Here is a 10,974-nt window from a genome sequence, read left to right as displayed (position 1 = left end):
GGTGATCGATCTAGACATCACGAAATTGTATGCAATATTAAAAGAAAAAAGGCTAGATTCAATGCAAATTACCTGAAGACAAAAGGTATTCTCATGGAAATCTAGAAGGTGAAGGCAGACTGAAATGAGTCTGCCTTTTAGTTTTGTGATGATAAAGACATGTGCCAAAGGTTTATTGATGTACAATGGTTCTTTTTGCGGTTTCTTTTCGGTGTCTTGTAAATTTCTGTATGTCATAATAAATGTAATATAAGGCAATCTTGTGGAAGGGGAGTAAGGGGATGGAGAAGGTCCTTTCTTCACATGTTGGTGTGAAAATAAATGAATGGTATAAAATGATTCGTTAATTTAGTGTTTCAGATGCAGAGATTTTGAAAGCTGAGGTAGAACAAGAAATTGAACGAATGGAAGAAGACCAGGATTTACTGATTTACTATCAATTGATGTGCTTTCGTCATCAGCTTATGCTTGATTATATTAAACCCTCTGATCAACGCTCTTTATCCATTGCAGACTTAGTTGATAAAATAGAAAACTCCAATCATAAATTGTCCGGCATGCTGCAGTATTACAACGCTTTTTTTCGTGGGATGTACGAGTTCAGTATAAAAGAATATGTACAGGCCATCCAATACTATAAAATGGCGGAGAAACAACTTACGCTAGTTATAGATGATATTGAACAAGCTGAGTTTCACTTCAAGGTGGCTGAAGCTTACTATATTATGAAACAAACCCACGTTTCGATGCATCATATTTTAAAAGCTCTGGAAATCTACGATCAATATGATCTGTATAAAGTAAGAAAAATTCAATGTTTATTTGTCATAGCAGGAAATTATGATGATTTGGCTCGACATGATAAATCAATTCCTTATCTAAAGAATGCAATTAAAATAGCAGAGGAAATTGGAGATCAAAAAATCCTAACTAAATCATTTTTGAATATTGGCCATATATTTGATAGAGACGGTCAATGGGATGAAGCAATCAATTATTTTGAGAAGGCTATTCTAAAGGCAGAAGATGATTCTGGGCTTCTTACAAAATTGTATTTTGCGATTAGCTGTACGCAATTTAAAGCAGGAAGACTTAAAGAAGGAGAAGCATCTTTAAAACAAGGAACTAATATACTTAAGGAAGCCCCTAATAAGCTTTATGAAAATCTATTTAACTTCTTAGAAGCGGTTTATGTTAATAATATAAATGAGGAGCAGCTGGCCGAAGTATTTCAGTATCTAGAACAGAAACAGCTTTTCGCTTACGCTGAGGCATGCTATATAGTGTATGCAGATGAGTATGGGAAAAAAGGTCAATTTGAAGAAGCAACAGCTGCTTATCAAAAGGTATTAGAAACACAACTCAAAATTCAGAGAGGGGATTATTTGTATGAATTTTAAGAAGGGTTTTACGATGATTGCTCTTACTGTGGTTGCAGCTGCAGGAGTGTACACTATTGCAACTGATCGAAACACGACATCGATACAAAAAATCGATCGAAACACAACTTCTCAAAACGTATAGACAAAATGAAAACAGACCCTCCATGGTCTGTTTTTTATGGGGACGGATTGGGGACCAACCCTTTCAGTTTTGTTCAGAAATGCTCATCATAGAACCTTATTAAATCAGTCTTTTTCAGGGAAGGTCTGTTTGCTTCGGATGAGGTCATTCACCTTGACAGGGTAGAGGTCGCTGGTTCGAGCCCAGTCGGAATCATCGTTGAAACCCTTGTGCAGCAAGGGTTTTTTTGTTTTGTCGGTAATGAATATTTGTTCAGTTTTTATCCACCAGGTTGTTTCTAAGTATTCTTAGGACTCAAACGATGAAAGTGTTCTGCAAAGTGGATCGTTACGTCTGTTAAGGTTTAAGTCAGCAATCTAAGGTACTATATAGACAGGAAAAAGTTAATTCCAGCCGAAAATCGGGATTTTTGTTTAAAGTATGTATATAATTGAGCAATAATAAAACCACTAGGTAAAAAACAGTAGGAGATGATATTAATGGAGAATTATCCGTCCACTCGGATGAGAAGAAATCGAAACAATGACTGGAGCCGCAGATTGGTGGCCGAAAATCGGTTGTCGGCTGATGACTTCATTTGGCCAGTTTTTGTTCGGGAACAACCAGGAGAGGAAGAAATTGTTTCGCTGCCAGGGCAGTTGCGAGTCGGACTAGATCGTCTTATTGAGCACGTGGGACAGGCAGTAGAATTGGGAATTCCAGCAGTTGCGCTATTTCCTGTTATTGATCCAGAAAAAAAAGATGCTGATGGGAGTGAGGCGACAAATCCGGATAATTTGATCTGTCGGGCAGCCCGCGAGCTTAAGAGGGCATTCCCGGAACTGGGATTAATCGGTGATGTTGCATTAGATCCTTATACCACTCATGGGCAAGACGGAATTCTACGTAATGGCTATGTCGTAAACGATGAAAGTGTAAGTAGATTATCCGAACAAGCCATCATCCTTGCGGAAGCTGGTTTTGATGTTGTAGCTCCATCTGACATGATGGATGGGCGTATAGGTGCTATACGGAGTGCTTTAGAAGAAAAGGAACTGGTCAATACAAGAATTCTATCGTATGCGGTAAAATATGCATCTGGCTTCTATGGTCCTTTCCGTCAAGCTCTGGGGAATGTACTGTCTGGGGATAAAAAAAGCTATCAAATGGATTCTGCCAATAGTGATGAAGCCCTTAGAGAAGTAGCGCTTGATTTGAATGAAGGTGCGGACATGGTCATGGTAAAACCAGGGCTGCCTTATTTAGATGTCATACATCGGGTGAAATCGGAATTTAAAGTTCCTACTTTTGCCTACCAGGTTAGTGGAGAATATTCAATGTTGATGGCAGCTATTCAGAATGGCTGGCTTGATGCAAATGTTGTAATTGAAGAATCATTAATGGCGTTCAAACGCGCCGGATGCGATGGCATTTTGACTTATTTTGCTTTAGATATGGCGCAGCGATTGAGAGATGGAGAATCTCAAAACATATAGACAAAATGAAAACAGACCCTGCGTGGTCTGTTTTTTTATGAGGAGGATTTGAGGACCTTAAGAAAAAGTATTGATGGAAGATAATCCGATACGGATTTTAAGTATTTTCATTTATTATTCTCTATTTGTCTATACTTTTCATATCGCTGTTGTATAAGCTCTTCCGAGGATAATCGTATCAATTTTTTTAGAGATGATTCAATTACAGATTCAATCAATTTTGCCTGTGAGTTGATATCATTTTGTGCTCCACCCTTAATTTCAGGAATGATTTCATCAATAATTCCTAAATGCTTTAAATCTTTTGCTGAAATTTTCATATGTTTAGCAGCTTCTGGAGCATACTTAGCATCCTTCCATAGGATAGATGCTGCTCCTTCTGGCGAAATGACCGAGTACCATGAATACTCTAACATATGGATATGGTTACCGACACTAATGCCAAGGGCTCCACCACTTGATGCTTCTCCAATTACAATACAAACAATTGGTACTTTAAGTGTAGCCATTTCCAATAGATTTCGAGCTATTGCTTCAGAAATTCCACGTTCTTCAGACCCTTTCCCTGGATAGGCGCCTATTGTATCAATAAATGTAATAATAGGGCGATTAAATTTATCAGCTTGTTTCATCAGTCTTAGCGCTTTTCTATATCCTTCTGGATGTGACATTCCAAAATTTCTTTCTATATTTTCCTTTGTACTTCTCCCTCTTTGATGACCAATAACCGTAACGGGCATCCCTTTAAATTTTGCAATACCACCTATCATTGCTTGATCATCACCATATAATCGATCACCATGAAGTTCGAAAAAGTTTGTAAACAATAAAGGTATATAATCCAATGTCGTGGGCCGGTTACGTAGCCTTGCAATTTGAACTCGTTGAAAAGGTGTAAGATTAGAATAAATTTCATCTTGCATTTTATTTAAACGTTTTTCTAATTCTTGAATTTCTGATGATAAATCTACATTATGTTCTTTCATCATTTTCTTTAATTCATCAAATTTCTCTTTTAGTTCAATAATAGGACGTTCAAAATCCAAACTCATTTTATCCTCCAAAGGGTATGATTTACCTCACTCTAATCAAAAGACTTAGAAATAGAATCAATAAATAATTCAAAACCATCCACAACTATTTTTTGTTCTGATTCTGATAAATTATTAAGGATACGTTGATAAAATGTAAGGGATTGTTCTCTTAAGCGATTAACAGTAATGTGACCTTCTTCTGTGAGGTGCAGAAAAAGTTCTCTTCTGTTTTTTTCATTTACTTCACGATAAACAAATCCCTTTTTTACTAACTTATCTACCAATCTACTTACAGTTGAAGTCTCTAATCTAAGTTTATTGGATAGTTGCCAAACAGTTAATTTTTCCATCTCTAGTTCCTCTAACGCCATCATTTGAGAAGTTGGTAGAGGTTTTTCAAATGGTCCATTGGGCAAATTTTGAGATTCAAAAACCCCAGTTATTATAATCATTTTCTTAATATCTGATCTTAGTTTTAAGGCATCTTCTCTTTTCAAAAAGGTCACCCTCCTAAAATTCATGTATGATACATCAATTGTATTATACATGAATGTGTTTTTTTCACAAGTTTAACGTAAGCCAATATTAAAATAAGAATGAGATATTTCTACTTGTTAAAATGGTATAAACCAATTTATTTTATTAATATAAATGAGAAGTAGTTGCCCGAGGTCTTTCAGTATGTAGAGCAGAAACAGCGTTTCGCTTATGCTGAAGCATGCTATATAGTATATGCAGATGAGCATGGGAAACAAGGTCGATTTGAAGAAGCTACGGCTGCTGATCAAAAGGTATTAGAAACACATCTCAAAACGTATAGGCAAAATGAAAACAGACCATGCAGGGTCTGTTTTTTTATGGGGACGGATTGGGTGCGAACCCTTTCAGTTTTCTTCAGGAGTGCACTTTTTTTATTAGAAAGGCTTAGCATAGAATCTTATTAAAACAGTCTTTTTAAGAGAACATCTGGAAGTTACGGATAAGGTCATTCACCTTGACGGGGAGAGATCGCTGGTTCGAACCCAGTCGGATTCATATGAAAAGATGTTGATACAGAGCCATTCTTGAGATAGTCGAGAGTGGCTTTTGTATCTCTAAAACAAAAAAACATTAGTGAAATGAAAAACCACACTGTATTTTTCAGTGTGGTCAATTTAAGATACGACAGGTGAGCCATTTAACAATACAATAGTTTCATAGTGTGATTAAGATCATAAAACCGTATTTTGGTAACCTTATCTCTACTATTGAAGGGCTCATTATCGTGTTTTTCATAGCTACACCTTCGAAGAGTCATCAATCTTTCTTTTTTTGTAGTCTTTTATTAAGCTTGAAACAGTTAAACCAATTACAACAAAAGCTACTACATAAGATAAAATGTTTGTTACAGGTGTATCAATTTTTCCTAAAATCAATACAATAGCGATAATAGCGGCGGGTAAAGTAATTAACAAACTTTTTGATGCCTTATTTTCCTGTGTCACTAATCAAGTACCTCCTTATTGTTTCAGCATTGTGTTTTAGTTCATTTTAAAAAAAGAACAACATGATGGTTCTTTCACTTCCATTCACTTTAAGAGCGCCTGTATAGTGTTCAAGAGTGATTAGAATGGTTTCGAATTTTGCTTCTGCAGAAGGTGTGAATAAAAAAAGTTCCTGAAACCGTGGATATTATTAAACCTTTTGAAATTTTTTTTCATAATGAATATGTATGCATATTGGTTCTCCATCTCTAATGAGTGTTATCATTTGTAAATAAATGAAGTTAATAGGTTATTTGTTATAGGGGTTGAACGGTCCTTGACAGGGGAGAGGTTGCAGGATCGAGTTTAGCCGGAATCATCATTAAAACCCTTGCTAAGCAAGGGTTTTTTGACAACAGATATTTGTTTTATTTTTTTGAAAAGGGACGAATTGGGGAAGAAGTTACTAACTCAAAACCTTTACGATGCATGTGTCATAAAAATTCTTAATGAATGTTGCTATTTATTTAGCAGAAGTAACATATACGTTCTTACCAGAATTCACACCAGTAATTAAAATAATGACTGAAATGAAGATTAGCATGAACAGAGGAACAGTCCAATGATAAGTCATGTCATGTAACCAGCCGAATAAAATAGGTCCTATCGCTGCTAATAGATAGCCTAAAGACTGTGCCATACCAGATAATTCTGCTGCTTCTTGTGTATCTTTGGTGCGTAAACTAAAAAACATCATGGCTAAGCTAAAGGCCATTCCAATGCCAATCCCAATCATTATCATCCACAGAGGTATAAGGAATGACACGCCAAATAAAATGCCCATTAAACCAACAACAAGCAAGAGAAATGAAATCCATACTAATATCTGTTGATTGCTAAAACGTCCAGCTAAAATAGGTACAATAAATGTAACAGGAAGCATTGAAAGTTGCATCAATGACAGCATCCATCCACCTTCATTAGCATTTAGCCCTTTAGTTTCAAGAATTTCAGGAATCCATGAAATGACTGTGAAAAATACAAAGGACTGAGACCCCATAAACAATGTAACATTCCACGCTAGCTTAGAACGCCAAAGGCTGATAGGTCTTTTCTTATTCTCTTTTCGAAAAAAATCCAAAGATTCTTGGTTGTTCCTTAGTTTTGGTACCCAAAATATCATGGTAAGAAGAGTTAAGATTCCCCAGCAACCCAGGGAACCTGACCATCCGAAACCTAATGATGAAGAAATGGGGGCGCTAATCCCTGAACCAATAGCGCCAAATAAATTCATAGAAACAGCATATAGGCCTGTCATCAAACCTAATTTGTTTGCAAAATGATGTTTAATGAAGCTAGGTAATAAAACATTACAAATCGCAATTGAAGAACCGATTATGACGGTTCCTAAAAATAACGTGTCCACTCTACCAAAAGAACGTATTCCAATTCCAACGAATAATAATGCTATCGACATAAACAGTGTTAATTCCATACTCAAACGGCGAGTGATCTTGGGGGCAAAAGGAGAAAACAATGCGAATGTGAATAAAATGGCTGTAGGAATTGTACCAGCTAATGTGTTAGAGATACCAAGATGATCACGAATGGAAGACAATACTGGACCGACTGATGTAATTGGGGCCCTAAGATTTGCTGCAATTAGAATAACACCAACAACAGTTAATATCTTTTTATTTGTCTGCATACTCGATCTTTTCTTTTGCTCCGTTTGTGGAATACTCATGGCAGCTATAGACCCCTCCAAATCTTTTATAACGAATTGGGGCAAGCTGGATGAACGATTCGAACCTGCTTGCAATGAATTAATAATTATCGAATGGGAGAACGACACCTACCTACCTTTATGCCTAAAGCATTGTAATGGTTTTTAATATTGACAATCGCATGTCCACGTGTCACCTCATCAATTAATTGATTTATTTTTTGAAGATTCACAGGCTTATTTGCAACTAAGTCACTAAAAAATGTTTGAATCTCTTTTGGATAAACATTTCCTACCATACTAGAAAGCCCGTTACATCCGTTTAATATTTTTTCAGTGAGGTTTACGTCCCCTCCAGCGAACATGATAAAGTCATCTGGTAAAGTTGTATTTTTTAGGCGTCTAACATCACTCTCTTCTTTCATCCCAACCAAATGAGAGTGTTTTTGATTCATAAGAGTGTGAAATGAGTCAGCACTTAATTCAAACCCCGTGCGCAAAGGATTATTATAAAGAACAACATGTTTTGTGGTTTGCTCTAACAATTCATTCATGTAAGACATCGCTTGTTCCTGAGTTGGTAGGATATAAGGAGGAAATTGAATGAGAATCGAGTCGAAAACTGAATCCTCAAGATGTTCAATCAATTTTATTGCATTTTTTGTCGTTGTAGCTGATACACCAAACATTAGTTCAACATGTTTAAAGTCCTGCTGATTAAAAAAATCAATAATTTGTATCCTTTCTTCAATACTCATTGAATTTTGTTCACCTGTAGTTGCAGATACGAGTAGTGAATCAATACCATTTTCAGCTAAATACTCAACGATTGGTTTAAATCCATCCAAGTACAGACTTTCATCTTCATGAAAGGGGGTTGGAATCGCGACATTTAAATTCTTCACTTGTTTTAACCTCCTACATTAAAATTTTTATACTTTCTAAAAAATGTTACTTGTTCTCGTTATATCGACTGACCTCCTTTACATGGTTTGAAGAAATTATTTGTGCATGTAAGTCTAGCCTTCATGTAATAGTCTAAGACACTTATTTTTATAGAACAATTCAATTATTTATATAATAACTATAGTTTGTACCTATGGTTTTATTTGTATAATAATGTATATTAGATGTTAATATTTAAAAATCATAAAGTTTGTACTTGTGAAAATTTCTATTTAGGAGTCGGAAGAATGGAATTAAAGCAATTAGAGTATTTTTATACAATGTGTCAAGAACTGCATTTTACAAAAGCTGCTGAAAAGGTTGGAATATCTCAACCATCTTTAAGCCAGCAAATCAAACTTTTAGAACATGAAATTGGAACACCTTTGTTTGATCGTATTGGTAAGAAAACGACTCTTACTGAATCAGGAAAACTCCTATTAAAATATACTCGCAATATTTTTCACGAAATTGAACAAGCAAAAATATCGATTAATGAATTAAATGGGCTTCAAAGAGGATCAATCTCAATTGGGACATTGCTAACAGTAGAGAACTACCTTATTCCACCGGCATTATTTAAATTTCATCAGCAATATCCAGCTGTTAAAATTTCTGTACTAGGTCTCCGTACTGGGGATATTCAAAAACACTTAATAGAAAATAGAGTGGACTTAGGGATTGTGTTTTTACCAATGAAAGGGGATGAATTTGAAACAATCTCTTTATACACGGAAGATATGGCTTTTGCAGTACCTGTTAAACACCCCCTGGCACAACGTGAAAAGTTGGGGTTAGAAGTATTAGAAGAAACTGCTTCAATTTTGTTTCCTGAGCAATTTTACATCAGACAGTTTATCAACAAAAGTTGTAAAGATATTGGTTTTCTACCCAATCCTATTTTTGAAGTAACAACTATGCAGTCATTAATTAATATGGTGGTAGATGGCATAGGGATAACGGTCTTACCGACTCCTTATCTTGAATACTTAAACGAACCTCAATTAAAGATTATTCCTATAAAGAACGCTAATCTGATTAGAAGTGTAGGAATCGTTTATAGGAAGGATAAACATCTAGGAGCAGCCATTCACATTTTCATTGATATATTAAAAGAGATTGCTTTTGATTTGAACTATGTTTATGAGTCGAGAAAGAAGTAATCGTTTTTAAGGGAATTTCAAGAGATTGTTGAAATTCTAGAAATCACAGAGCAAGGGTAAACTGATTACGTTCAAGCAAATACATTTTTGATAAAATATTTAGAGGGGGGAAAGATATGAAGTCATTTTTACTAATTGGACAATCAAATATGGCGGGGCGAGGCTTCAAGCATGAAGTGCCACCAATTTATAATGAAAGAATCATGATGTTGCGAAATGGTAGATGGCAAATGATGACTGAACCCATCCATTTTGATAGACCGGTAGCTGGCGTAGGACTAGCGGCTTCTTTTGCGGAGGCTTGGTGTAAAGAGCATGAGAGAGAGAAGATTGGTCTTATCCCATGTGCCGAAGGTGGCAGTTCCATTGATGAGTGGTCACGAGATGGGGCATTATTTCGTCATGCAATAAATGAAGCTAAATTTGCAAGGGAAGATAGCGAATTGGCCGGAATATTATGGCATCAAGGAGAAAGTGACAGCCAAGATGGGAAATACAAAGAATACGATGAAAAAATACGAAGATTATTTCATGAACTGAGAACTGAATTATCTGTACCTAACATTCCGCTTGTGATAGGTGGTTTGGGCGATTTCTTAGGAAAGACAGCATTTGGCGCAGGATGTGTGGAACATCAACTGATCAATGAGATACTACAAAAATATGCAAATCATCATGAAAATTGTTATTATGTTACTGCGAAAAGCCTTATACCTAATCCGGACGGAATTCACATCAATGCGATTTCCCAAAGAATATTTGGTATAAGATACTATGAAGCATTTCGAAAAACAGAACATATACATGAACCATTACCAAATGAACATGAGCTAGTGAATGACTGTCATAATAGAATGAATACCTCAGCGGAGAATACATATATAGCACTAGAAAAATTCACGTTGGGCAAGATGACTTATGAAGAGTTGCTGGAGGCTTTAACGTAGGCAAAGCTCATAGTAGTCTTTGAATAAACAGAAACATGATATATCTTGTGAAAGGATGATTGTGGTGGTAAAAACAGATAAAGCTTCCTCCTGAATACAGTAAATCACATTCAGGAGGAGATATAAAATGTTTAAACAAATAGTCGAAAGTTATCCATGAAAAGAGTACTTTCATCATTATATGACGGTAGCCTGATGCTCATATAGCTAGGTGATCGATCTAGACATCACGAAATTGTATGCAATATTAAAAGAAAAAAGGCTAGATTCAATGCAAATTACCTGAAGACAAAAGGTATTCTCATGGAAATCTAGAAGGTGAAGGCAGACTGAAATGAGTCTGCCTTTTAGTTTTGTGATGATAAAGACATGTGCCAAAGGTTTATTGATGTACAATGGTTCTTTTTGCGGTTTCTTTTCGGTGTCTTGTAAATTTCTGTATGTCATAATAAATGTAATATAAGGCAATCTTGTGGAAGGGGAGTAAGGGGATGGAGAAGGTCCTTTCTTCACATGTTGGTGTGAAAATAAATGAATGGTATAAAATGATTCGTTAATTTAGTGTTTCAGATGCAGAGATTTTGAAAGCTGAGGTAGAACAAGAAATTGAACGAATGGAAGAAGACCAGGATTTACTGATTTACTATCAATTGATGTGCTTTCGTCATCAGCTTATGCTTGATTATATTAAACCCTC

Annotated in this window: 10 protein-coding genes and 1 pseudogene; 6 read left to right on the top strand and 5 right to left on the bottom strand. The window is 35.7% G+C overall.

Features of this window, described 5'->3' with window-relative positions; all coding sequences use genetic code 11:
- Nucleotides 1–368 precede the first annotated feature (368 nt).
- From ACTJKA_RS19625 to hemB, 3 genes are all read left to right on the top strand, one after another.
- On the top strand, nucleotides 369–1,400 hold the full coding sequence (locus ACTJKA_RS19625; protein ID WP_407708009.1) for a tetratricopeptide repeat protein: 1,032 nt from the start codon (nucleotides 369–371) through the stop codon (nucleotides 1,398–1,400).
- A complete protein-coding gene (locus ACTJKA_RS19620) occupies nucleotides 1,390–1,524 on the top strand; it encodes a hypothetical protein (RefSeq protein WP_265154117.1) in 135 nt (44 codons plus the stop codon). Before ACTJKA_RS19625 ends, ACTJKA_RS19620 begins: the two co-directional genes overlap by 11 nt.
- A gap of 479 nt (nucleotides 1,525–2,003) precedes the next feature.
- Entirely contained in the window at nucleotides 2,004–2,999 is a 996-nt protein-coding gene (hemB, locus tag ACTJKA_RS19615) for a porphobilinogen synthase (RefSeq protein WP_060832249.1), read from the top strand.
- Between the two features lie 107 nt (nucleotides 3,000–3,106).
- On the opposite strand, the gene ACTJKA_RS19610 is transcribed toward hemB, so the two are convergent.
- The 5 genes from ACTJKA_RS19610 to ACTJKA_RS19590 form a co-directional block, all read right to left on the bottom strand.
- Nucleotides 3,107–4,051: an acetyl-CoA carboxylase carboxyltransferase subunit alpha gene (locus tag ACTJKA_RS19610; RefSeq protein ID WP_336749637.1), complete on the bottom strand. Its 945-nt coding sequence runs from the start codon at nucleotides 4,049–4,051 to the stop codon at nucleotides 3,107–3,109.
- Nucleotides 4,052–4,083: 32 nt separating this feature from the next.
- Entirely contained in the window at nucleotides 4,084–4,530 is a 447-nt protein-coding gene (locus ACTJKA_RS19605) for a MarR family winged helix-turn-helix transcriptional regulator (protein ID WP_336749639.1), read from the bottom strand.
- 780 nt (nucleotides 4,531–5,310) lie between these two features.
- The gene (locus tag ACTJKA_RS19600) at nucleotides 5,311–5,517 is read right to left on the bottom strand and encodes a hypothetical protein (RefSeq protein ID WP_148780223.1); all 207 of its coding nucleotides are present in this window, start codon (nucleotides 5,515–5,517) and stop codon (nucleotides 5,311–5,313) included.
- 502 nt (nucleotides 5,518–6,019) lie between these two features.
- The gene (locus ACTJKA_RS19595) at nucleotides 6,020–7,243 is read right to left on the bottom strand and encodes a CynX/NimT family MFS transporter (RefSeq protein ID WP_336749642.1); all 1,224 of its coding nucleotides are present in this window, start codon (nucleotides 7,241–7,243) and stop codon (nucleotides 6,020–6,022) included.
- Between the two features lie 86 nt (nucleotides 7,244–7,329).
- On the bottom strand, nucleotides 7,330–8,127 hold the full coding sequence (locus ACTJKA_RS19590) for a dihydrodipicolinate synthase family protein (protein WP_017359637.1): 798 nt from the start codon (nucleotides 8,125–8,127) through the stop codon (nucleotides 7,330–7,332).
- Between the two features lie 288 nt (nucleotides 8,128–8,415).
- Between ACTJKA_RS19590 and ACTJKA_RS19585 the strand changes: the two genes are divergently transcribed.
- The 3 genes and pseudogenes from ACTJKA_RS19585 to ACTJKA_RS19575 all read left to right on the top strand — a co-directional run.
- Nucleotides 8,416–9,330, top strand: coding sequence for a LysR family transcriptional regulator (locus tag ACTJKA_RS19585; RefSeq protein WP_148780220.1), 915 nt, complete (start codon nucleotides 8,416–8,418; stop codon nucleotides 9,328–9,330).
- Nucleotides 9,331–9,446: 116 nt separating this feature from the next.
- A complete protein-coding gene (locus ACTJKA_RS19580; RefSeq protein WP_336749646.1) occupies nucleotides 9,447–10,277 on the top strand; it encodes a sialate O-acetylesterase in 831 nt (276 codons plus the stop codon).
- 491 nt (nucleotides 10,278–10,768) lie between these two features.
- Nucleotides 10,769–10,974, top strand: a pseudogene (locus ACTJKA_RS19575) (aspartate phosphatase); the annotation flags it as partial.

Origin of the sequence: Bacillus sp. 22190 (assembly GCF_052045575.1) — a bacterium.
GTDB classification, from domain to species: Bacteria; Bacillota; Bacilli; order Bacillales; family Bacillaceae; genus Bacillus; species Bacillus altitudinis.
This window is presented reverse-complemented; position numbering and strand designations above follow the sequence as displayed.

What these genes read in the sequence shown, in the direction of transcription:
- ACTJKA_RS19595 (WP_336749642.1), bottom strand. Translation starts at nt 7,243, where the DNA reads ATGAGTATTCCACAAACGGAGCAAAAGAAAAGATCGAGTATGCAGACA.
- ACTJKA_RS19610 (WP_336749637.1), bottom strand. Translation starts at nt 4,051, where the DNA reads ATGAGTTTGGATTTTGAACGTCCTATTATTGAACTAAAAGAGAAATTT.
- ACTJKA_RS19585 (WP_148780220.1), top strand. Translation starts at nt 8,416, where the DNA reads ATGGAATTAAAGCAATTAGAGTATTTTTATACAATGTGTCAAGAACTG.
- hemB (WP_060832249.1), top strand. Translation starts at nt 2,004, where the DNA reads ATGGAGAATTATCCGTCCACTCGGATGAGAAGAAATCGAAACAATGAC.
- ACTJKA_RS19620 (WP_265154117.1), top strand. Translation starts at nt 1,390, where the DNA reads ATGAATTTTAAGAAGGGTTTTACGATGATTGCTCTTACTGTGGTTGCA.
- ACTJKA_RS19580 (WP_336749646.1), top strand. Translation starts at nt 9,447, where the DNA reads ATGAAGTCATTTTTACTAATTGGACAATCAAATATGGCGGGGCGAGGC.